Annotated in this window: 15 protein-coding genes and 1 pseudogene; all 16 read left to right on the top strand. The window is 33.5% G+C overall.

Annotated elements, in window-relative coordinates:
• Positions 1-29: 29 nt before the first annotated feature.
• Entirely contained in the window at positions 30-596 is a 567-nt protein-coding gene (locus J2W48_RS20435; RefSeq protein ID WP_310283725.1) for an REP-associated tyrosine transposase, read from the top strand.
• A gap of 289 nt (positions 597-885) precedes the next feature.
• Positions 886-2,358 (top strand): hypothetical protein, encoded by a 1,473-nt coding sequence (locus tag J2W48_RS20430; protein WP_310283723.1) that lies wholly within the window; start codon positions 886-888, stop codon positions 2,356-2,358.
• A 16-nt stretch (positions 2,359-2,374) separates the two neighbouring features.
• A complete protein-coding gene (locus J2W48_RS20425; protein ID WP_310283721.1) occupies positions 2,375-3,670 on the top strand; it encodes an IPT/TIG domain-containing protein in 1,296 nt (431 codons plus the stop codon).
• Positions 3,671-3,750: 80 nt separating this feature from the next.
• Positions 3,751-5,094, top strand: coding sequence for a PKD domain-containing protein (locus J2W48_RS20420; RefSeq protein WP_310283718.1), 1,344 nt, complete (start codon positions 3,751-3,753; stop codon positions 5,092-5,094).
• Positions 5,095-5,101: 7 nt separating this feature from the next.
• On the top strand, positions 5,102-7,558 hold the full coding sequence (locus tag J2W48_RS20415) for a hypothetical protein (protein ID WP_310283715.1): 2,457 nt from the start codon (positions 5,102-5,104) through the stop codon (positions 7,556-7,558).
• Between the two features lie 124 nt (positions 7,559-7,682).
• Positions 7,683-12,359: a hypothetical protein gene (locus J2W48_RS20410; RefSeq protein WP_310283712.1), complete on the top strand. Its 4,677-nt coding sequence runs from the start codon at positions 7,683-7,685 to the stop codon at positions 12,357-12,359.
• A gap of 681 nt (positions 12,360-13,040) precedes the next feature.
• The gene (locus J2W48_RS20405; protein ID WP_310283709.1) at positions 13,041-14,072 is read left to right on the top strand and encodes a LacI family DNA-binding transcriptional regulator; all 1,032 of its coding nucleotides are present in this window, start codon (positions 13,041-13,043) and stop codon (positions 14,070-14,072) included.
• Positions 14,073-14,668: 596 nt separating this feature from the next.
• Positions 14,669-16,831: an alpha-glucuronidase family glycosyl hydrolase gene (locus J2W48_RS20400; protein ID WP_310283706.1), complete on the top strand. Its 2,163-nt coding sequence runs from the start codon at positions 14,669-14,671 to the stop codon at positions 16,829-16,831.
• 18 nt (positions 16,832-16,849) lie between these two features.
• Positions 16,850-17,587: an SDR family NAD(P)-dependent oxidoreductase gene (locus tag J2W48_RS20395; protein WP_310283704.1), complete on the top strand. Its 738-nt coding sequence runs from the start codon at positions 16,850-16,852 to the stop codon at positions 17,585-17,587.
• A gap of 18 nt (positions 17,588-17,605) precedes the next feature.
• The gene (gene uxuA / locus J2W48_RS20390) at positions 17,606-18,784 is read left to right on the top strand and encodes a mannonate dehydratase (RefSeq protein ID WP_409025190.1); all 1,179 of its coding nucleotides are present in this window, start codon (positions 17,606-17,608) and stop codon (positions 18,782-18,784) included.
• Between the two features lie 126 nt (positions 18,785-18,910).
• Positions 18,911-20,026, top strand: a complete 1,116-nt coding sequence (locus J2W48_RS20385; protein WP_310283702.1) for an endo-1,4-beta-xylanase — start codon at positions 18,911-18,913, stop codon at positions 20,024-20,026.
• 218 nt (positions 20,027-20,244) lie between these two features.
• A complete protein-coding gene (locus J2W48_RS20380) occupies positions 20,245-21,678 on the top strand; it encodes an MFS transporter (RefSeq protein WP_310283700.1) in 1,434 nt (477 codons plus the stop codon).
• A 28-nt stretch (positions 21,679-21,706) separates the two neighbouring features.
• Complete coding sequence (locus J2W48_RS20375) at positions 21,707-22,741, top strand: glycoside hydrolase family 43 protein (RefSeq protein WP_310283697.1); 1,035 nt, start codon at positions 21,707-21,709, stop codon at positions 22,739-22,741.
• A 40-nt stretch (positions 22,742-22,781) separates the two neighbouring features.
• On the top strand, positions 22,782-23,489 hold the full coding sequence (locus J2W48_RS20370) for an NUDIX hydrolase (RefSeq protein WP_310283694.1): 708 nt from the start codon (positions 22,782-22,784) through the stop codon (positions 23,487-23,489).
• 91 nt (positions 23,490-23,580) lie between these two features.
• Positions 23,581-24,130, top strand: a pseudogene (locus tag J2W48_RS20365) (xylose isomerase); the annotation flags it as partial.
• A 380-nt stretch (positions 24,131-24,510) separates the two neighbouring features.
• On the top strand, positions 24,511-24,742 hold a 232-nt coding region (locus tag J2W48_RS20360), incomplete at its 3' end, for a transaldolase family protein (RefSeq protein WP_310283691.1).

Raw genomic sequence — 24,742 nt, 5'->3', positions numbered from 1 at the left:
TATAATTTATAAAGGTATGATATAGTAAAATGAGTAGAAATTATAAATTTCATAATCCAGAGGGCTTGTATTTTATAAGTTTTGCTGTTGTAGGTTGGTTGGATGTATTTACAAGAAATGAGTATAAGGATTTATTTCTTGAGAGTTTAGAATATTGTCAAAAAAATAAGGGTTTGGAAATTCATGCATGGTGTATTATGACCAATCATGTTCATCTTGTTTTTAGAAGTATAAATGGCCAAAACCCTGAACTGTTGATAGGAGATTTAAAGAGATTTACCAGTCAATCCATTGTTAAAAGCATACAAGAAAATCCAAGAGAAAGCAGAAAAGAATTTTTATTGGATTTCTTTAAAAAAGAGGCAGAAAAAAGTTCTAATGTAAAGCATTATCAATTTTGGAGGCACGATAATAAACCAATTGAATTATGGAGCAATAAGGTTATTCAGCAGAAAATAGATTATGTGCATGCTAATCCTGTAGAAGAAGGATTAGTTTATAAAGCAGAAGATTATGTATATAGTAGTGCAGTTGATTATTCAGGGCAAAAAGGATTAGTTGATGATGTAGTTATTTTTAAAATGTTTGGTGTTTAAGTAGACACGTACCACACGAAAGGATTCGTGCGGCAGCGGGGGATTAGTCTATAAAGCAGAAGATTATGTGTATAGCAGTGCAATTGATTATTCGGAACAAAAAGGATTAGTTAATGATGTAATTGTTTTTAGAATGTTTGGTGTTTAAGTAGAACGTACCACACGAAAGGATTCATGCGGTAGCGGAGAAAAATAAAGGGAGTTTTAAATAAAGTAACACCAAAGCTTTTTCGAAAAAAGAGTTTCAAGATAAAAAAGAGTATTAATTAATAAAAACAAAAATTCACAAATGAAAAAAAACATTTTAACCGTAATAATTGTGCTAATAAGTACTTGCAGTTTCGCTCAAAAGATCAAGATAGATAAAGGAGAAATTAAACTCGATGAAAAAACGGTTGGGTATGTAGAGGGTAAAAAACCACTTTTCAAAATTTACAATTTAGAAAAAAGTTATGCAGTCGGCATAGAGTTGAAATTTTTGGATGATGGCGCATTTGGAAAAAGATGGATGATTGTAAAGAGTGAAAAAACAGGTAAATCCAATGAGGTTGATTTTAAAAAGTTTAGTCCACAGAATCAAGAGAAAAGTACTGTACAAGCCTTTTTAGATCAAAATTTTTTAACTGTTGATGGATTGAATAGTGATGTTATTGAGAATTACATAAATGGAGAGTCAACAGGGGTCTCTGCTAAAATCAAAGATGAACAAAACGAAATAGCAAAACAGCAAGCTTATGAAGATAGTTATCAGCTAACCATTGATGATGCAGGAATTATTTATAGTGTAAAAGCACAAAATCCAGATCCAAATGATAAAAGAATTGGTTTTATCAAAATGACATTACCATCAAATAACGGAGAGCTAAAGTATGAAGTTTTTGACTTAGATAATTATTTGATTGCAACTTGGTTTGCAAAATCGGGTACTTATTCGGGATATAATAAATTTTTAAATCAAGAATTAATTACAGTTGATCAAAAAGTATTTAAAGCAAATTTTGATAATAGAGGGAATCCTATTGGCTATAAGATGAGTAAGGATATCACTCCTATGAATATTGTAAAAGTGTTAGTAATGAATGGATATACATTAGAACATCAAGGTATTGCTATTCAAAATGAAATTAATTTGGCAAATGGTAAGGCTAGAGAAGAACAGAAAAAAATAGATAAAGAAAAGTATGAAAAGGATAAATTAAATTCAAAAAATATCTATGACAAGAAGGGATATGTAATTAATGAAAAGGGAGAAAAAATTACTGGGAATTTTAAGATTGAATTTGAAGGGATTAAAAATAATTCAGACAATAATACATACAGTTCATTTGTTCCTGGGCAGAAATTATACCAAACAGATGTAAAAGACCATTTTCAAATATATCAAGCAAAGTCAGGAACTCGTTTTTGTATAGAAGAGAAAGGTTCTGAGGCTTGCTATATAGGATTAACCTGTATTGGAAAATCGACTGCCTCGTCAATTTTAAATTCATTAAATGCAGATAATTCTCTTTTTTATAAAATTCTTTACGAAAATAATGGCTATATGATTTTGGTATATCCAATTGCTGAAAATGACTTTATTATAAAAATACCAACACAGGAAAAAGGTTTGTATACCAACAAATCAAGCAACGATAAACTAAAGAAAAATGTGAGCGAATATCTAAAATGTGATTCGTTTGTGTTTGAAAATTATGATTTTAAAATACTTGAAGGATTGATTAAAGTTTTAGAGGATTATAAAAATAATTGCAATAAATAATTAAAACAGAAATAAAATGAAAAAGAGAATTTTAATAACGATAGTTTTACAAGTATTCCTAATCTTGGGCAGTTGTTCAGGGCCAGACAGTGAACCAGCGGTAATTCCGCCAGTTATAGAAATAAAAACAGCAAAAATAACATCATATTCAAAAGACTCAGGCGAAACAGGTGAAACAGTTAGCATTTACGGTGAAAATTTTTCTGATAAAGCAAGCGATATCAAAATAACTTTTGATGGAGTTGCAGCAACAATTGTTTCAGCTACAGCTACAGAAATTAAGTTTATATTACCTAAAACGGAAAAAGTTCTGCCAAAATTGGAGTTCACGATAGAGAATAGAACAATAAGTAAAGAAGTAAAAAATGATTACGAAGGCAATATTGGTATTCTTCCTGCTCGTTCTTTTACAGATTGGGTAACACAAGAAAACAACTTAGATAGAGACGGGGAAACATTTAATATTCAGATGGAAAGTGATAAGATTGTTTATTTTTCAAGTAGTTTAAAAACTTCAGATGGAGGTATTACATGGCAAAATTGGGGCGGTGGTTCAGTGTTTCATGCCACTATAAATAATGAAGGATGGAGCAGTGGTATAGGAAATCCTAAGATGACAAAAATATCAGCAGGTGGTTCCATTCTTACGAAGGAATTTGCCAATATAGAAAACACTACAGAAACTTATTACTGCATCTATGTAGATGCCAACCTGAAAGACGGAACAGTTGTAGCACAAAGCGGAAAGGTCTATACAACATCTAATGGAATTGATTTTACCAAAACTTATGAACTAAGCGGTACTAAGGCAAATCTTTTTCAATCAACAAAAATTGACAACAATCATATGTGGGTAATTGGTTATAAACCTATTAAAGATAAAGATGGTTTTAGTTTTAACAAACCTTTTATTTTATTTAAAAATAATACAACTGATGGATGGAAAGAGTATCCTTTTGTTAATGAAGAACCTGGGTATATTGCCAGAGAGATTAATTTTGTTGATAACGAAAATGGCTTTCTCTTAATTAATCATTACTATCAAGCTCTATTAGACGTTAAGTTATTTAAAACCAACAATGGGGGTGATTCCTGGACTCAGATTTATAACAACGAATTGTTCACGAAGTTCACTTTTAAAGACGCTAATACAGGTTGGGCGATTTTAGATAATAAAATATACAAAACTACAAATGGCGGGACTGCCTGGACTTTAGACTATACCCACGACCAGAAGATTGGGAATATTGCCTATAAAAACAATGTAGTTTGGGCTTTTTCTAAAAATAAGATAATCAAGCGCTATTTATAAATTTTCCAGCACTAGAAATCCCATAGTAATCAAAAAAACACTACAACCCTAAAAAGCTGTAGTGTTTCAAAATAAACTGAATGAAAAAAACATTACTCTTCCTCATATTTATTGTTATTAGTTCTTGTTATCAGGAAACTTCTATAGCCATAGAAGGTGATTTTACGACTTCGTATGCCAACGATGACGAATCTATCCCTGTTATTATTAAAATTGATAATAAAATAACTGGGGCAGATACCTACGAATGGACATTTGAAGGCGGAAATCCCGCTGTTTCATCTTCTAAAAATCCGGGTGAGATATTATACAATAAACAAGGAACCTATACCATTAAGTTAAAAGCAGGAAATGTAGATGGAGAGAGTAGAGAGTTTACTAAAACAGTAGTAATCAAAGAAGGAATTAATATTGCCTTTACTCATGAAATTATAAAAAGTAATTATTCTCCGGTTGAGGTAGTTTTAACGAATACTACCATTGGGGAAGGATTAACTTTTAAATGGGATTTTCAGGATGGAGCGCCAGCTACTTTTACAGGAAAAACACCTCCAAATGTTGTATTTACAACTCCGGGTGATCACACTATAACGCTAACCGTTTCTAATGGTTTTGAATCAGAAAAGCAAACCCAAACAATAACTGTTGCACCATATTTAGTGAGCCTGTTTTCGTATGAACCAAAGTTTGAAGATGATGATTACGAAGCGCCTGTATCGATTAATTTTATCAATAAATCGAGTAATGCAACAAATTATATGTGGACTTTTGAAGGCGGAACTCCCGCAACTTCAACAGAAGAAAACCCTACGGTTGTTTTTGCAGATCCAGGAACTCATGAAGTTACTTTAGAAGCTTTAAATGATAAAACAAGCCAGATTTATAAGTCTGCTATTACAGTTCTGCCAGATACAAATTTGCGCACTTTAACTAATATTAAATTGGGGATAAACCAGGCACATAACAATAACAATATTGGTGCCATGTTCTCGACGGTAACAAGACAGGTTTATAAAGCAAATGAAATTAACGATCAGAACAGCAGCTTAATAGATATTGTTTTTCAGGGGTTAAACAGCAATTTTACCTATAACAGATTTATATCGCCGGATCAGGCAAATAATTACGGCTTTTTAGCATTGAAAGATGCCCAAAGCACCATTTTCATCAACTCTCAAAATTTGTGCAACTGCGGTTTAAATTTTACCGAAACCCAGTTTGATGCAATGGTAAACGATACCCCGATAAAATCTTTAAATATAAGTTACAGTGCAGCAGGAGCGCAGGAATTTGGTTTCACTTATCCAAGAATCATTTTGTTTAAAACACAAGACGGAAGAAAAGGAGCCATCAAAATTAAAGAGATGGTAAAGAACGGGGCTGGTTCTTATATTTTATGCGATATCAAAGTACAAAAACAATAACCGGTAAATGAAGACAGATAATAAGAAGATCTTGTTTTGGTTATGCATCGTTTTTGCCAGTTTTATTTGCAGGAAAGGATATGCTCAGGATGTAGATTTAGAGAATTTTTATAAACCAAATTTTAAAGTTACCGGTAATGTAAATGCGAACATGATGTATTATACTTCTGACATGCAAAATTCACGCGAGCCTTTTACTTATTTGCTTTCAGGGAGTTTGAATATTAGTGCTTTTAATTTTAGTGTTCCGTTGTTTTACAGCATTACCAATCAGGGAAATAATTTAGGTTATACTGCCCCATTTGATTTTAACAGATTAAGTATTATGCCCAAATACAAATGGGTAAAAGCATATATAGGCAATGTAAGTATGACATTTTCACCTTATACATTAAGTGGTTTTCCGTTTAAAGGAGTTGGTTTGGAACTTACTCCGGAAAGTCCGTTTAAAATAACTTTAATGGGCGGACAGTTGCTTAAAGCAGTATCAGAAGAAAATGCGTTGGGCGGGATCCCCGTGTATCAACGTATGGGTTATGGAGCAAAAATAGGTTTTGAACAGCAACAGTATAAAATAGGCTGGATAGGTTTTTATGCTAAAGACGATGTGAGTTCGCTAAACATAACGAATGATAAAGGCGTAACACCAAAAGAAAACTTTGTAAACAGCCTGATCTTTAGTACCTCGGTGGTGAAAAATTTAAATCTGAATGTTGAGTACGCTTTGTCTGTTTTAACAGATGATGTTAGAAGTAATAATCTTTCAGGAGAAAATTTCAGGGATAAATTATTTTCCAGCAAAGAAAGTACTAGTTTTATGAATGCCTTAAATGTCAATTTTGATTATAACATTCAAAAAAGTATTGTCGGATTAACCTATGAACGCATCGATCCTAATTATAATACACTGGGAGCATTATATTTTAATAACGATTTAGAAAACATTGCATTGCGGTTTGCACGTCCTTTTTATCAGGATAAAATCACGGTATCGACCAGTTTAGGATATCAAAGAGATGACTTGGCAAAAGCAAAAAAACAAGATACTAAACGGGTTGTTGGTTCCATTAATATGAATTACAGGGCAACGGATCAACTTAATATTACAGGTAGTTATTCGAATTTTTCCACGTATACGAATAAAAAATTAGATCAGTTTGAGCTTATAAACAATCCAAATGTTGTGCAGTCTGATACCTTAGATTACAGGCAATTATCGCAAAATGCCAATGTGAATATGTCATACTCTTTTGGAAAAAAGAGAAACCAAAATTTCAATTTTAATTATAGTATTGCCGGTCAGGCCAATGAGCAGGGTGGAGTAATAAGAAGAGGTCAGGCAAGTAGTGTTCAGAATTATAATTTGGCACATTCGGTAAATTTTCTACAAACAAAAATAGGCTTAAACAGCTCCCTTAATTATACGAGTAACGAAGTTGGACAAAATGATAATTCATCGGCTGGAGCTTCAGTTGGGGTCTCCAAGAAGTTATTCAAAGATAAGCTAAATACTAATTTTGGACTTCTTTACAATAATTCACAAGGAAACATGAATTCAAGTTCCGTGTTTGGGGTTAAGTTTAATAATAGTTATGTGCTTCTCGAGCAGCATAATTTTAATATGAGTATAATTTCAATGTTTAGAAGCAGTTCTAATGCTAATAAATTTAATGATTTGACTGCTACGTTAAATTACTCTTACTCACTTGATAAAATAAAATTACCAGCTAAAAAAGAGCCTAAACAAGAAACCAAAATTGCTTCAGATCCTGTTTTAAAAATAAAACATAAAGATAAGACTTATGAAGGGACGAGAAATGAAATCATAAAACAGTTGCAGGACCTGCAACTTGCATTACGTCCTATGCCAAAAGAAGATTCGGATGATTTACAACATTTGTTGACACTTGCTACATTAACTCCTGATGATGGAAGTTTTAAAGAAAAGTCTTTAAGTTATTTAAAAGCGTATGACTTGAATAGTGGCATTTTAGATAAATATGACAAATACATCCTTGAAACTGTAAAAAGTTTAGAAGAAGAGATGATCCGTAAAGATGAAGGGTTCGAAAACGATTATGCCATGGCTCTCGGCAGAGTGAATAAACATAAAATGCATGGCGTAAATGAGCAGGATGTAACCGATAAAATAAGTTATAATTCTTATTTAAAATTGGCCGAACGAAAAAATAAAAAATTACAGCCGTTATTAATTCATCGATGGATGCTTAACGAGGTTTCGATGCTTGCGAATACTCCTGCAGCTGAAATTCATCAAAATGAAAACCTTTCCAATTTTAATAAACAGGAGTTAAATCACTTCTTTAAAATGATGAAAGATAAAAAAACGGATACAGAAGTAGTAGAAGAATTAAAAACAAAACTAATTCCGTTTTATCATGATTTAGCCCTTAAAAATGTTAAAGATGATGAAGTTGAATTTAAATATTTAAAGAATAATTAAGGATTAAAAAGTGTGGCTCTCTAAAATAAAATATGATTACATAGATTGTTTTAAAAAGAAGTTTGGCTAAAATATTAAAAAAGTTACTATGCTTTATTTTACAAAAAAACAGGATTATCTGCTTATGAAAAAGTTTTACAAAATACATTTATCGGGATTGTTTATCATGCTTTCGGTTGTTTTTTCTTACGGGCAGGATAGTGCGCCTCCTAAAGAATTAGGTGCAGCTTCCAGTGCTATCGAAAAGATCGAAGCTTCTGAACGCTGGGTAGATAAATTTTCGAATCAGGATTTGGTCGAATTGCCAATCGGAATTCGTAATACGGTAAATAATGTTCAATATTCCATTGGAATTACGAAAGCTGTTTTTTCACCGGAGTATACCACTTTGACTGTTTTTTGCAGGGTTGATATTCCGCAAAAAGATAAAAATGGACAGCCCATGCAATTGTTTTTTGGTGCAGATAATGTAAAATTATCGCATCAGGGAGGTATCATGGGAGAAGCCAAATTAGTCTTATTAGGCAATGTTGATATTCCGTTTAGTGATAATAAATGGCAGGTATCATTATATGGCGGTTTTGATATGGCCACCGGTAATGTAAATGATTTAACCTACGTAACAATTGACTGCGATGGTTTTAAAGAAATGAAAATCTCGGGAGCAGTTGAATTCTCAAGAAACCTGATATTGCCTATTGATCCAATAACTAAAACTGTAGACGAAGCAAAGATTACAGTTCCTAAAACTTATTATAACGGAAAAACCGTTCAAATACCAAACAGGGTTAGAGGTGAGTTTAGCTTTATGGCAAGCAGTTGGAACGATATTTTAGTAAATGTTAGTGTTCAGCCTTTTGTATTGAAAGACAAGCGAAACGGAAAAGATTTTGATGGTAATTTTCAGTTTCTGGTGAGTAATGCAGTTTTAGATTTAAGTGATTTAAAAAATGACCCAACAGTAGTTTTTCCGGAATATTATGTAAAAAATGCACTTTTAACACCGAGTCCGCAAGCATGGAAAGGAGTATTTATCCAGACCTTTGATGTAGGTCTGCCAAAAGAATTTCAAACCACAGATACCGCTTCGAGTAAAGAAAGACTTCATGTAGGAGCCCAAAATCTTATTATAGATAAATATGGGGTTTCGGGAACTTTTTATGCAGATAATGTTTTTCCGTTAGATCGTGGAATAACCAGTCAGGAAAAATCATGGGCTTATTCCTTAGATCATATTGATGTAACTATTGCGGCCAATACCTTTGTAAAAGCAAATTTAAGCGGGCAGATTCTTTTGCCAATAAGCAAAGCAACAGCAGAGAAGAAAGAAACCACCACCACTGCAACACCAACTGCAGGGACAGCAGCAAATCCGGCTAAACCGGCCCAAACCAACAGAACAGGTTTGGCATATAATGGATTTATATCCATGGAAGAGCAGCAATTAATTGTAGTTACAAAAGATTCCATAGCTTTTGATATCTGGAAAGCAAAAGCTTTGCTGTTACCGAATAGTTCCGTGGAATTGAAATTAGTAAATGGGAGATTTTTACCCAAAGCAAATTTAAACGGAACAGTTTCTTTTGGAACCAACAAAGGAGCATCTGATGATAAGGAAGTAGAAGGAAAACGTACCGTTGATTTTAAAGGAATTTCTTTTGAAAACCTGCAATTGCAAACTGTTTCGCCTATTATTTCTGTTCGGAATATGGGCTATAAAGGCACGGTTGCCTTTGGTAATTTCCCAGTTTCGATTGGTAATATAAATGTTGCCATTAACGGAAATGATTCCCGGATCGATTTTGATTTAGGGATCAATTTAATGGAAAGTATTGGTGCCGGTGCCACAGCCAGAATTGGGATCAAAGGCAAAATGTATGATGACGGCTACAGGCAGCGAAGCCGATATGACGGTTTGGATTTATCGGCCATTAATATTGATTGTCAGTTCAGCGGATTGACCATTAAAGGAGGCCTTATTCTGATGGAAAAAGATCCTGTTTATGGAGATGGCTTTAATGCTGATTTAGAGGTAGATGTAGCAAAAGTTGTGAATGTAAAGGCAAAAGCTATTTTTGGACGGACTACTTTTAGATACTGGTATTTTGATGCAGCAGTTAAATTTCCTTTACCACCAACACCATCACCCTTTATGATTACCGGTTTTGGTGGTGGAGCATATTATAAAATGCATAGAAATCAAGATATAGCCATTGGTGATTTCTCTCCATCAGGATTAAGTTATACGCCAGATGAAAAAATAAGTCTAGGGGTTAAAGCTTTAATTTATTTTAACATTGGTTCAGAAAGTGTTTGTGATGGAGAAGCCGGATTTGAAATTGCTTTTAACTCAAAAGGAGGAGTAAACCGATTAGCCATTTTTGGGAAAGCCAATGTTATGGCGACAATACCCGGTCTCAAAAATGTTACGGATTTAATGCAAAAAGTGGCTACCAACGTCACTGCTAAGAAAAGCTTTCTGGGAGTAACAGAAAGTGATCTTAGCGGTTCTTTTGCAAGTAAATATATTCCGGCAGCAAAGGAATCAATTCCCGGAGATTTATCAGCTCAGGTAGGGATAAGAATGGCAGCAGCAATCGAATTTGATTTTCAAAATAATTCATTGCATGCTACAACAGATGTGTATATCAATACGCCGGGTAATTTTCTTTCAGGAACAGGTCCAGGTGGACAAGCAGTTTGGGGAGTTTTCCATAAAGATCCAAAAGATTGGTATTTGTATATGGGAACCCCGGACAAAAGATGCGGCGTAAAGATTGGAGTTGCGGGAATGTTTTTAAAAACAACAAGTTATTTTATGGCCGGAACGCTGCTTCCAGGAAGTCCGCCGCCACCGCCTATTGTTGCACAGATTTTAGGTGTCGATGCCAAAGAACTGGATTATATGCGTGATGAAAATGCATTGGCCAACGGAGGAGGTTTGGCCTTTGGAGCCAGTTTGGATTTTGACACCGGAGATTTAAGTTTCCTGCTTTTTTATGCTCGTTTTCAAGCGGGAATGGGGTTTGATATTATGCTAAAAGATTACCAGGAAGCCAGATGTTCTAATACAGGAGACCGGGTAGGCATAAATGGCTGGTATGCAAATGGACAATCGTATGCATACCTGCAGGGAGAGTTAGGAATCAGAATCAAATTATCTTTCTTAAGATTAAAGGTACCAATTATTTCAGGAGGGGCCGCAGTTCTATTACAGGCAAAATTACCAAACCCGGTCTGGATGAGAGGATATGTGGGAGGTAATATGAATATTCTGGGTGGATTGATAAAAGGAAAATTCCGTTTTAAATTTGAACTTGGAGAGGAATGTAAATTTGAAAATGGCTCACCGTTGGGAGGACTTAAGCTAATAACAGATGTAACCCCAAAACAAAACTCTGGTGATGTAGATGTATTTGCTGTGCCACAAGCCGCATTTTCAATGAAGGTAAATGAAGCTTTTGTAATTCCAGAAGATGCAGGCGATGTTACCTATAAAGTGATATTAGAAAAATTCAGGGTTTTTGATGGAACAAAAGAAATTCCCGGAGTCCTGGAATGGAGCTCTATGAAAGACAGGGCTAATTTTGTTTCAACAGATATTTTGCCTCCAAACAAAGAGCTTAAAGTTCAGGTTGAAGTTAGTTTTCAAAAGATGATTAATGGTGTTTTTCAGCCTATAAAAGTAGATGGAAAAGTAGCCACAGAATATGAGGAAAGACTGTTTACAACAGGTGGAGCTCCTAATCATATTCCGCTTACCAATATTAAATATTCGTATCCGGTTGTAGACCAAAAATATTTCCTTGAAGAAGAATACCCTAAAGGGTATATTCAGCTTAAACGCGGTCAGGATTATTTGTTTGAAGATGGAAGTTGGGAAACAAGTATCAAGGTAGATCAGGAGGGAACCTCTAATTCAAAAGCTATAGCTTTTAATTACAATACAAGCTCAAATGAAGTGTATTATGATTTGCCTAATATTGATCAGGACAAGAAATATAATTTTTCAATAGTGAGTAATCTCAAACAAACCCCTTCAAGAAATGCTACAGCTGCGACAAAAACAAATACAATTAGTAATGAAGGTAATGATATACAGGTAAGAGAAAATCAGGCTGATGCTATGTCGAAAGCAGAGGGAAGTATTGAGCGTTTATCTTACTCATTTGCCACAAGTAAGTACAAAACATTCACTTCTAAAATGAATGCTATAAATACGCAAAGTTATAATTTTGGAGTCTTAGACTCAGATGTTATTTACTTAACAAATACTATTTCAAGTCAGGAAGCATTTGATATGGCTGAGCTTAATGGAGTAACTTATAGCGATAGTAAAGCTATAATAACGGCAGAATCTAAAATGAATGATGAGTATTATACAACGGATATTTTTCCGTATTTGTATAAAGACTATCCTTTGAATGGCAGTTATTCTATAAATAATAGAGATACAAGCGAGTTAGGAGTGATTCCGGCTAAAGCAATACCGCTTAGTACCTATTATATGACGAGTATAGAAAATAATGTGAACCAATCATGGACAAAGGGTAATTTTCCGTTTAAGTACAATATGCCATTGCTTTACAAACAGGACTGGGTTGATTTAGATAATCAGATTATCAATGGTTATATTAATGGTGATACTAGTCTTGAAGTAATTGCAAAACGTTTTATAAAGTCTAATTTCCTGTTCATGCGATATGGAAATTATGAAATAGTAATGAAATACAATTTGCCGGGAGACAAACAATCGAAAGAGTTTACTTATAAGTATAAAAACGTTAATAATTTTAGATAAGCACTTTAAGCAGGTAATTTATCAAATTATGTTTTTCAAAAACAGAGTAAGTGATCGAATTACAATTAAAAACATATATTAATAAAAGTCTGTCTTAAAACTAAATTAAATCTATGATAATCAAATATTTGGGATATAAAAGGCAGGATTCCTTTAACCTTAAATACAGTTTAATCAGTTGAATTCTTCGAGGCTCTGCCTCGGGGTAATTCATTTAATAATGGTATGTTATTCTTTTTAAAACAAAAGAGAAGACTACTGTAGCAATAATAACTAACTAATCCTTCTTTAGTAGATTAAGGGCCTGTAATTGTTAAGGGTTAAAGAAACTGATTGAAATTTGTCTTTTTGTAGTGACTAAACAATAAAAGATGTATCCAACCGATTTAACAGAAACCCGATTTATAGAAAAAACTTTAAAATTTGGTAATAGAAAACGAAAACATAGTTACGATTAATTTGGAATGCTATAAAGTATCTGGTAAAACGGGTTGTCAGTGGCGAATGCTCCCTTTAAATTTTCCAAAATGGCAATTAGTTCTAAGGTATTTCAAAAAATAATAATTTACCATCAAGATCGATTAAATTTTTAGAATAATGCTTGTAATAAGCTAAAGGTGTATAGAATTGATGGTTATATCAGTAAAATAAGTACATTTACGGCTTTTAGTACTTAAATTTATGGAAGAACACAGACACGTCACGATTTATGATATTGCAGAGAAACTGAATCTTGCTACATCAACAATTTCACGAGCTCTAAAAGATCACCATAGTATTAGTGATAAGACAATAAAAAAAGTAAAACAGACTGCCAAAGAAATGGGGTTTGTCCCTAATACTTTAGCAGCGGGTCTGCGGGGTAATGTAACTAAAACTATTGGAATTTTAATTCCAACAGTTACGCAGCCTTTTTTATCTTCCCTAATCAGCGGTATTGAAATCGCTGCTCAAAAATCCGGATATTCAGTCATTATTATGCAATCGCATGATTCATACGAGATGGAGGTGGATTTGGCTAAATCATTGTACAGTAACAGGGTAAGCGGAGTTATCTGCTCTCTGGCAATGGAAACAAAAGATACTTCACATTTTAAACAGTTTTCCAATAATAATATTCCATTGGTATTTGTTGACAGGGTTCCTAAAGATTATGACACTTTTCGGGTAGTAATCAATAATTATTTAGCTGGTTATAAAGCAACTATGCACCTGATAGAACAGGGATGCAAAAGAATAGCACATTTAACTGCCGGATCAGAATTCGGGACTCTTTATAATGAAAGAAAAAGAGGTTATATTGACGCCTTATTAGAGAATGATCTTCCGGTTGAGGATGATTTGATTATAAGTTTAAAAGAAATGACTTATGAAGCAGGGGTAAAGGCTTGTAACAAATTATTTGATATGAAGACCGCTCCGGACGGATTATTTGCTCCAGGAGATATTCTTGCGGTAAGCGGAGTACAGACTGCTAAAAAAAGAGGCATTAAGGTACCTGATGAATTTGCGGTAATAGGATTTAACAATGATCCAATCTCGGAAATAATTGAACCTAATATTTCTACTATCACACACCCTGCTGAGAAAATGGGTAAAGCTGCCGCAGAATTAATTATTAAGAATCTAAAATCTGTCAAGGAAGAAGATGCTAAAGAAATTACATTTTTAAATACACAAGTACTTATACGTGAGTCTTCCAAGAGGATGTAAAAATCAAATATTAATTTCTTAGATGCCTGTTATATACTTTTATATTAACAGGTCTTTTATTGGTCTCAGAAATAGTTTAAAACTATGCACTTTAGTGCATTTAGCTTTAGCTTCTAAAAATATTTTAACCACAAATTACACAAATTAGCGCTAATTAATTTGTGAAAATTTGTGTAATTTGTGGCTAATAAATAAGTATTGCAACCTTGCAGACTTTCAGTCTGCCAACCAAACCTCTGCACTTTCAGTGCAGAGTGGTTTAGTTTAAAAGATATTCATTTTGCTATTGGAGTGGCAATAATTTGAGTTATACCATTTAGAAATATAAAATAATCCGATTTTTTAACTCCTTTGGAGAGGGCTGGGTGAGGAAAAACAAAAAACTGTTTTATATTTCTAAATGGTATTATTATTTGGAATCTATCAAAAATAATATTTTTATTTTTTTATTCCTTAATTTTTGTATTTTAGCACAACCGATTGCAAGTCAAAAAATATTTTTAATAATGTATTTTTTTAGCATTTATTTTGCTAAATAATGTATTTCTAATAGAATTTGTTGTTTGGGTTAATCTTAATATAAAAAATAGCAGGAAATGACGCATATAAAAAAGGCTTTTTTCAGATTCATTGTATTATTTTTTGCAATTTGCTGGCCGGTATTAGCTCAAAAAGATTACAAATTATGGTTGCAATATGAAAAGAAAACCGATTCTGAAATTTTAAATTACCTGTCAGATATTAAACAAATAGTAATATTAGAAAATACTGAAACTTCAAAAATTGCTGAAAATGAATTAAAAGTTGCTTTTAATGATATGTTTGGAAATAAAATTCCAGTAATAACAAAATTAGAAGGTAAGAATAATATAATTGTAGGTTCAAAATCGGTATTAAGTTCTGAAATTCAAAGATTAATTGGTCCTGATTTTGACCAGATAAATGATGAAGGTTTTATTATCAAATCTATTTCAATAAAAAATAAAAAACATATTGTCATTACAGGAAAAAAAGATGTAGGAGTTTTATATGGTGTCTATAATTTTTTGAGATTGATTCAGGTAAATAAATCAATACAGAATCTCAACATTGTTGATACACCTAAAACCAATATTAGGATTTTGAATCACTGGGATAATTTAGACCGGACAGTAGAGCGTGGTTACGCCGGATTTTCGTTATGGAACTGGCAAAAACTGCCTGGTTTTATCGATCAGCGTTATATTGATTATGCAAGGGCAAATGCTTCAATAGGAATTAACGGAACGGTTCTGACAAATGTAAATGCAAACGCCTTAATCTTAACTTCTCAATATTTAGAGAAGGTTGAAGCTTTGGCAAATGTATTTAGGCCTTACGGAATAAAAGTCTATCTAACCGCCCGTTTTTCGGCACCAATCGAAATTGGAGGTTTAAAAACAGCAGATCCAAAAGATGCTGATGTGGCCAATTGGTGGAAAACCAAAGCCAAAGAAATTTATAAAAGAATTCCGGATTTTGGCGGATTTCTGGTAAAAGCAAACTCTGAAGGTCAGCCTGGCCCACAAAATTACGGAAGAGATCATGTGGACGGAGCCAATATGATGGCCGATGCTGTTGCGCCATTTGGAGGCGTAATTATGTGGAGAGCTTTTGTTTATTCTGAACATGATGCTAATGATCGTGCAAAACAAGCGTACGCTGAATTTGTGCCTTATGACGGAAAATTTAGAGACAATGTAATTGTTCAGGTAAAAAACGGAGCAATCGATTTTCAGCCTCGTGAACCTTTTCATCCTATGTTTGGCGCAATGCCAAAAACGCCTTTGATGATGGAGTTTCAAATCACGCAGGAATATTTAGGCTTTAGTACCCATTTGGTTTTTCTGCCAAAATTGTTTCAGGAAGTTTTAGAATCAGATACCTATCAAAAGGGAAAAGGCTCTACAGTTACTAAAGTTATTGATGGTACTTTAACTAAAACAAAACTGACCGGAATTGCCGGAGTTTCCAATATAGGAAATGATCTTAACTGGACCGGACATCCTTTTGCTCAGGCGAATTGGTACGGCTTTGGAAGACTGGCCTGGAATCCGAATCTAGATTCAGAAGTGATTGCCGATGAATGGCTTAGATGTACTTTTTCGAATGATGAAAATTTTATTAAACCAGTTGCAGCAATGATGATGGAGTCGCGTGAAGCAGTTGTCAATTATATGACACCGCTTGGCTTGCATCATATTATGGATACGGGGCATCATTACGGCCCGGGTCCGTGGGTTTCTAATTTGTCCAGACCAGAATGGAATCCGGTGTATTATCATAAAGCAGATAAAAACGGAATTGGTTTTGACCGGTCTAAAACCGGAACAAATGCCACAGTACAATATGCTCCGGAAGTAGAAAAACTATTTGATCATTTAGAAACCTGTCCTGAAAAAGATTTATTATGGTTTCATCATGTTTCATGGGATTATAAATTGAAAAACGGACAAACACTTTGGAATGGTATGGCCTTGAAATATCAGGAAGGTGTAAATCAAGTGAAAGACATGCAGGACGTTTGGAATAAAACTGAGAAATATGTTGATGCAGAACGTTTCAAAGAAGTTCAGATGTTATTAGAAATTCAATATAAAGAAGCAAAATGGTGGCGGGATGCATGTTTACTTTATTTTCAACAATATTCGGGTAAGGAATTGCCGGTAGGAGTAGAGAAACCAACACAATCTTTAGACTATTTTAAATCATTAAAATTCCCTTTTGCACCGGGAAATTAAATATTCAAATTAAATAAAATGAACACAAAAACAGCAATTGTAACCGGAGGTAATTCCGGTTTGGGTTTTGCAACAGCAAAGAAATTATGTGATAACGGAATCAAAACCTATATAATTGGAAGATCAAAAGATAAAACAGAAGAGGCCTGCAAAGAGATAGGGCCAAATGCAATTCCGGTTATTTATGATCTGAATAATCTTGCCGGAATTTCTGCTATGATTGAGAATTTAATTAAGGAAAATTCGATTGATATCTTAGTAAATAACGCAGGAATTAATCTTAAAAAAGAGTTTTTGGATGTGACAGATGAAGATTTTTTATCGGTAATTCATACCAATCTTTTAAGCGTTTTTGCAGTAAGCAAAGCTGTGGTTAAAAACATGAAAGAGAATAATGGAGGAAGCATTATCAATATAAGTTCGATGGCATCTCAATACGGTATTCCAAAAGTAATTGCGTACTCAGCAAGTAAAGGAGCAATCGAATCGATGACAAGGGCAATGGCGGTAGAGTTGGCACCTTTTGGAGTTCGCGTAAACTGTATTGCGCCTGGTTTTATTAAAACAAAAATGTCTGCTACTGCACTTGATAATGATCCTGAAAGAAAAAGTAAAATACTAGGGAGAACACCAATGGGATTTTTGGGAGAACCATCAGACATTGCAGATGCCGTTTATTATTTTGCTTTAAGCGATTCAAAATATATTACCGGAACCGTTTTGCCAGTTGATGGCGGAAACAGTATTGGGTTTTAAATTTTAAAGAACAAGATTATGATAAGAATGCAACAGGCCATGCGCTGGTTTGGACCTCAGGATAATGTTACTTTGATAGATATTAAGCAGGCTGGAGCAACCGGGATTGTAACGGCTTTGCATCAAATTCCGGTTGGGGAAATATGGACAATTGAAGATATCAAAGAAAGACAGCAAATTATTAGGGAAGCAGGATTGGAATGGGCTGTTGTAGAAAGTTTACCGGTTCATGAAGAGATAAAACGTGCTTCAGGAAATTATTTGCAATACATTGAAAACTATAAAATAAGTTTAAAAAATTTGGCAGACTGTGGTATTAAAATTATCACGTATAATTTTATGCCTATTTTAGACTGGGTTCGAACGGATCATAATTTTATCAATAATGACGGAAGCAAGGCGTTGTTATACAATCAGCTGGCATTTACTTATTTTGATGTGTTTTTGCTGAAAAGACCCAATTCTGAAAATGATTATTCGGAAGAAGAAAAAGCAAATGCGCTGGAATTTGGAAATAAACTTTCTGAAGAAGAGAAAGCCTTACTTTTTAAAAATGTTTTGTTAGGATTACCTGGCAGTAAAATTAATTTTACGGCAGAACAGATTCTTTCGTTATTAGATAATTATGCTGAAATTGATAACAATAAATTACGAGAAAATCTGGTTTATTTTTTAGCTGAAGTAACTCCGATTGCCGATGAATGTGGCTCTAAATTGGCTATTCATCCTGATGATCCTCCATTTTCGGTTTTAGGTTTGCCCCGAATTGTTTCAACAGAAAATGATATCAAAGCCATTTTTAAAGCGATTCCTTCAAGTGCAAATGGATTATGTTATTGCACGGGTTCATTGGGAGCTGACCCAAAAAATAATCTGGAAAAAATAATTGATGATTTTGGAGACCGAATTCATTTTTTGCATCTTAGAAATACTTTCCGCGAAAGCGAAAACATTTTTAGGGAATCAGCACATTTAGATGGAGATTCAAAAATGGAAGTCATTGTAGAAAAATTGCTTTTATTGATGAATAAAACGAAAGTGAGTTTGCCAATGCGTCCGGATCATGGTTTCTTACATTCAGTAGATGAAAAAACAGAAACATATCCAGGATATTCTTTGACAGGAAGATTAAAAGGCCTGGCCGAATTAAGGGGGCTGGAAATGGGAATTGCTTATAAGCTAAAACAATTACTGTAAATTTTAAATATAGTAACAAGCATGTTTTTATGAAATAATTTCGCCTTACTAATTTACTATTAAGCGATAAAATAGAATAGGCAAATATCTCAAAAAAAATAAACTATCAACTTTAAACCAATAAAAATGAAATTAATTAACTACTATTTGCTGCTTTTGTCTCTAATTATTTTGAGCAGCTGTAATGCAAAAAAAGAACAAAACGTTATTTCCTTAAAAGATAATTTTAAAGATGATTTTTATATCGGAACTGCTTTGAGTGCAAATCAGATTGAAGAAAGGGATGCGAAAGAAGATTCTCTGATTAAAAAAGAGTTTAATGCCATAACGGCAGAAAATATAATGAAATCGATGTTTGTGCATCCTGAAAAAGACAAATATGATTTTACCTTGTCTGATAAATTTGTTGCCTATGGCGAGAAGAATGATATGTTTATTCATGGTCATACCTTAATCTGGCACAGTCAGTTGGCTCCCTGGATGACTAAAATTAAAGATAGCACAGAAATGAAAGCTTTTATGAAAGATCATATCACGACAATCGTCTCTAAATACAAGGGAAGAATTGATTCGTGGGATGTAGTCAATGAAGCTTTGAACGAGGATGGAACATTAAGAAAATCAGTTTTTTTGAATACACTTGGGGAGCAATATCTTGTTGATGCTTTTAAACTGGCAGCAACAGCAGATCCTAAAGTAGATTTGTATTATAACGATTATAATAATGAGGAGCCTGCCAAAAGAGAAGGAAATATTAATTTGATCAAAAAAATCAAAGCAGGCGGTGGGAAAATTGATGGAGTTGGAATTCAGGCGCACTGGCGATTAAAAAGCCCTTCTATAGAGGTGATTGAGGAAAGTATTCTGGCTTATTCTGCTTTAGGTTTAAAAGTAGCTTTTACAGAATTAGATATTACCCTTTTGCCAAATCCGTGGGATTTGCAAGGTGCTGATGTCAATCAAAATTTTGAGGGAAGCGCCAAAATGAATCCGTATCCGGAAAAACTTCCAGATTCTTTACAGAATAAACTTGCTGACCGTTATGCTTCAATCTTTAAATTATTCTTAAAACATAAGGATAAAATCAGCAGAGTAACATTTTGGGGAGTTCATGATGGGCAGTCCTGGTTAAATGACTGGCCTATAAAAGGCAGGACAAATTACCCTCTATTATTTGATAAAGACTTAAAACATAAAAAAGCTTATGATAGTGTAATGAGTTTAAAAGATACAAAACAATAAAAAAATGCAGGTAAAAACTTTTTTTTTGCTAAGTACGCAACAGTTTGAGCTTTTTATCTGTTTTATCAAATAATTTAAAATAAACTTGGTAATTCTGTTTTTTTACATAATTTTACACAACCGATTGTTTAAGTTAGAATATTTGTTTTGTTGTACTATTCACTTTCCATTTTAGAAAATCAAATTGATTTTTAAATCAAAAACTAACCACATAAATAATGAATTACATTTCACAAAAATTAACCATTAAGGAAAAAATTGGGTATAGCTTAGGCGACTTAGCTGCTAATTTGGTTTTTCAAACATTAATGACTTATCTGGCTTATTTTTATACTGATATTTACGGATTATCTCCCACGGATTCATCAATAATTATGCTTGTTGTAGGTTTAATTGCTGCTTTCGTTTTTAATCCGATTATTGGCGTTTTAGCAGACAGAACAAGGACTAAATGGGGAAAATTCAGGCCTTGGATTTTAATAACCGCAATACCTTTGGGATTCATTGCCTTACTGGCATTTACAACACCTGATTTTTCGTATCAGGGAAAAGTAATTTATGCTGTTGTGACGTATACATTATTGTTGCTTTTTTATGCCAGTAACAATTTACCTTATTCAGCTTTGAGTGGTGTTATCACAGGAGATATGCGCGAACGAAACAGTTTGTCATCATATCGTTTTGTGGCTGTTATGTTTGCTCAATTTTTTGTTCAGGTTTTTATGCTTGGCATAATTAAAAGTGCAGGAAATGGTGATAAAGCTATTGGTATAGAAAAGGTGATGACTGTTTTGGCAATAATTGGAACCATCATGTTATTGATTACTTTTTTGACTACAAAAGAACGCATTATTCCAAAACCAGAGCAAAAATCCAGTATTCGTGAAGATCTAAGCGACTTGATGAAAAATAAGCCATGGATAATTATGTTGAGTATTACAACGTTGGTATTCATTACTCTGGCAATGAAAGGAGGTTCGTATGTTTATTATTTTGAAAATTATGTAGACAAAGAACAGCTGGCAATTTTTATACAGCCTATTTTAGAGGTCTTATCAAATATTGGACTTAATCATTTTGGCAACGATCCAGTTTCTGCCGGTTTTGGATTGTTTAACGCAGGAGGAATTATTTTTATGATTATTGGAATCACCTTGTCAAAAAACCTGGCTGATAAATATGGAAAGCGAAATATATTTGGCTTGTTTTTATTTATTTCAACCTTATTTATTATCGCATTTTATTTTTTCCCTTCAAGGGCAATCAGTTTTATATTTTTCTCCCAAATTTTGCATGGATTTTTTTACGGAATAACGATTCCACTCCTTTGGGCGATGATTGCTGATGTTGCCGATTATTCAGAATGGCTCAATAACCGTCGTGCAACCGCAATTATTTTTTCTGCGATGATGGTGGGATTAAAGGCAGGTTTGAGTATTGGTGGGGCTTTGACCACTTCATTTTTAGGATATTTTAATTATATGCCAAATGCTGAAATCCAAACAGATATTGCCATAAACGGAATTAAACTGTTAGTCAGCATTTTTCCTGCTATACCTTTTTTAATTGGAGTAGCCTTAATGTTTCTCTATCAAATCAATAAAAAAATGGAAGTACAAATCGAAAATGATTTAAAAGAAAGAAGAGTTTAATTATTTACATAAAAATAAAAATACCAATATGCCTGAAGATAGTATTGAACAAATTAATTTCGAGCAAATTAATAAAAAAGCCATTTCTCAGCCTTTAGTTTCTCATATTTATACAGCAGATCCATCGGCACATGTTTTTAATGGTAAAATTTATATTTATCCATCGCACGATATCGATGCCGGAATTCCCTTTAACGATAACGGAGATCATTTTGGAATGGAAGATTATCATGTATTTTCAATGGAAAGTATTAATGCTGAAACGGTGGATAATGGAATTGCCCTACATGTTGATGATGTGGCATGGGCCGAAAAACAAATGTGGGCACCGGATGCTGCGTGTAAAAATGAAAAGTATTATTTGTACTTTCCAGCGAAACGTGCCAACGGAATTTTCCAGATTGGAGTTGCGATAAGTGATTCTCCTGTTGGTCCATTTTTGCCAGAACCAGAGGCTATTAAAGGCAGTTACAGTATAGATCCGGCTGTTTTTGAAGATGAAGACGGAAAACATTACATCTATTTTGGCGGAATATGGGGCGGACAGCTTCAAAAATACAGAAACAACAAGTATAATTCAAATCATGAAGAGCCTCTTGCAAATGAGTCCGCCTTAGGACCAATTGTTGCATTGCTAAGAGAGGATATGCTTGAGTTTGCTGAGGAACCAAAAGAGATTAAAATTCTGGATGAAAACGGAAAAAGTTTGTTGGCCGGAGATAATGACAGACGTTTTTTTGAAGCTTCCTGGGTACATAAATACAACGATAAGTATTATTTTTCGTATTCTACAGGCGATACCCATTTTATTTGTTACGCCATAGGAGATAGCCCCTATGGACCTTTTACTTATCAGGGACGAATTTTGAATCCGGTTGTGGGTTGGACATCACATCATTCTATTTGTAAGGTAGAGGATGAGTGGTATTTATTCTATCATGATTCGAGTTTATCAAAAGGTGTGACGCATTTGCGAAGCATGAAAGTAACAAAAATAGATTATCTTCAAGATGGTTCAATAATTACAATAGATCCGTATGGCCTCATAAAATCAGGGCATTAACGCTTTTTTAAATAAGTAATATGTTTAAATTTTATTTTCTATGAAAAAGGGAGATGAAAAAGTTGAAAAAATCGCCAGGCAATATATTACAAACAAAATAGAAATTGATTGTGTTATTTTCAATTTTGAAAATAACAGTTTTAAAGTTTTATTTGTAAAACAACAAGATAATGAAGGAGCAATAACCTGGGGATTACCGAATGATTATATAAAAAAAAGGGAAACGATATTGAGTACAGCCCATAACATTTTAAGAAATTATACGGGCAGCGATCATTTTTTCCTGGAGCAGTTAAAAGCGTTTAGTTATCAGTCTTCATCTTCTTTAGAAGAGGACATTTCGATTGGATATTATGCTTTGGTAAAATGGGACAGCAGTATGAACGATCACTTCAATGCGAACATAAAATGGATAGGCATTAACGAAATTATCGGTTTAAATGATAAACATAAAATAATACTGGATTTTAGTTTAAAAGAATTACGTAGAAATATCTGCAAAAGCACGATAGGTTTTAATTTACTGCCGGATAAATTTACATTGTTGCAGGTAATCAATCTTTACGAGGAGATTTTAGGAATCGAAATAAATAAATCGAATTTTAGAAGAAAATTATTAAAAATGGGAATTGTGCATGATTCAAATGAAAAAGAAGAAGATGTTTCGCACAGAGCCGCAAGGTTTTACAGATTGAATTTAAAAAGTCAAGAGATATTATCATACGGTGAAATCAATTTTAATTTTTAATTTGACTCCCAGAAAATAAGACTATTGGCTAGAAAAAAACAATTTTTAAAAACTAAAAGATTTAAGTTAACAGAACAGAACGATACAGTATGCCGGCTGGCATACTTTCTGCGGGCAAGGAAGCGATCCGTTTGGACCGGGCACACAAAATTTTGCATGGGACCAATCATCAGACCCAATTCAGGCTGCAAAAGATAAGGCAGATGCTGCTTTTGAATTTATCAGTAAAATGGGATTCGATTATTTCTGTTTCCATGATTACGATTTAATTGCAGAAGGGCCAACATTTGCTGAATCTGAAAGACGTTTAGCTACCATTACTGAATATTTGAAAGAGAAAAAAGCAGCATCCGGCATTAAATTGCTTTGGGGGACATCCAACAGTTTTTCTAGCCCATATTGGTGGTGCTGATACTTTTGCCAGGGCTTTATTGACTGCTGATAAAATTATAACTTCTTCTCCTTATGAAAAATTAAGAGCAGAGAGATACAGTTCATTCGATTCTGGAAAAGGTAAAGATTTTGCTGACGGAAAATTAAGCCTTAAAGACCTGTACACTATCGCAAATGAAAATGGGGAATTGAAATTGCAAAGCGGTAAGCAGGAATTGTTTGAGAATATCATAAATCAGTATATTTAATATACAATTTTTACAGAAGCATTTATAAGGAAGTTAAAGTTTAATTATTTTTTATTAGATAGTTATGTAACGTTAAGAAGCCGGAATTAGTTATCATTTCTTTTTTTATTCACTATTGAAAAAATAAAAAAATCTTTTTATACTATTTTTTTGTGCATTGACTGTTTGTACATAGAAAAAGATAATTGGTGAATTGTCGTCTTGAATTGTTAGTTTGACGGGAACCCATGATTAAAAAGAGTAAACTTTAACTTCCTTCTATTGTTTGAAACAGTCTTCCGCAAATTTTAAGCTAATTATCTCAAACGAGTTATGTAGAGAGTAATTAGTTGTATAATTCACATAATTAACAACTGGTTAATTAACTAAAACCAAAACAAATGAAATTTTTTATAGACACCGCCAATTTAGAAGATATTAAAGAAGCCCAGGCCTTAGGAGTGTTAGATGGCGTTACTACAAATCCATCCTTAATGACCAAAGAAGGAATTGCCGGAAAGGACAACATTTTAAAACATTACCTTGATATATGCAATATTGTTGATGGAGATGTTTCTGCAGAGGTTATCTCAACGGATTTTGAAGGCATGATAAGAGAAGGAGAAGAATTAG

This window comes from Flavobacterium piscis, assembly GCF_031457575.1.
Classification (GTDB): domain Bacteria; phylum Bacteroidota; class Bacteroidia; order Flavobacteriales; family Flavobacteriaceae; genus Flavobacterium; species Flavobacterium piscis_A.
The sequence above is the reverse complement of the archived record's forward strand: the minus strand, read 5'-3'. Positions and strand labels throughout refer to the sequence as shown.

Bases quoted from the DNA above. Each gene is read 5' to 3' on its own strand.
- J2W48_RS20420 (WP_310283718.1), top strand. From the start codon at position 3,751: ATGAAAAAAACATTACTCTTCCTCATATTTATTGTTATTAGTTCTTGT.
- uxuA (WP_409025190.1), top strand. From the start codon at position 17,606: ATGATAAGAATGCAACAGGCCATGCGCTGGTTTGGACCTCAGGATAAT.
- J2W48_RS20430 (WP_310283723.1), top strand. From the start codon at position 886: ATGAAAAAAAACATTTTAACCGTAATAATTGTGCTAATAAGTACTTGC.
- J2W48_RS20405 (WP_310283709.1), top strand. From the start codon at position 13,041: ATGGAAGAACACAGACACGTCACGATTTATGATATTGCAGAGAAACTG.
- J2W48_RS20380 (WP_310283700.1), top strand. From the start codon at position 20,245: ATGAATTACATTTCACAAAAATTAACCATTAAGGAAAAAATTGGGTAT.
- J2W48_RS20385 (WP_310283702.1), top strand. From the start codon at position 18,911: ATGAAATTAATTAACTACTATTTGCTGCTTTTGTCTCTAATTATTTTG.
- J2W48_RS20435 (WP_310283725.1), top strand. From the start codon at position 30: ATGAGTAGAAATTATAAATTTCATAATCCAGAGGGCTTGTATTTTATA.
- J2W48_RS20395 (WP_310283704.1), top strand. From the start codon at position 16,850: ATGAACACAAAAACAGCAATTGTAACCGGAGGTAATTCCGGTTTGGGT.
- J2W48_RS20410 (WP_310283712.1), top strand. From the start codon at position 7,683: ATGAAAAAGTTTTACAAAATACATTTATCGGGATTGTTTATCATGCTT.
- J2W48_RS20370 (WP_310283694.1), top strand. From the start codon at position 22,782: ATGAAAAAGGGAGATGAAAAAGTTGAAAAAATCGCCAGGCAATATATT.
- J2W48_RS20415 (WP_310283715.1), top strand. From the start codon at position 5,102: ATGAAGACAGATAATAAGAAGATCTTGTTTTGGTTATGCATCGTTTTT.
- J2W48_RS20375 (WP_310283697.1), top strand. From the start codon at position 21,707: ATGCCTGAAGATAGTATTGAACAAATTAATTTCGAGCAAATTAATAAA.
- J2W48_RS20425 (WP_310283721.1), top strand. From the start codon at position 2,375: ATGAAAAAGAGAATTTTAATAACGATAGTTTTACAAGTATTCCTAATC.
- J2W48_RS20400 (WP_310283706.1), top strand. From the start codon at position 14,669: ATGACGCATATAAAAAAGGCTTTTTTCAGATTCATTGTATTATTTTTT.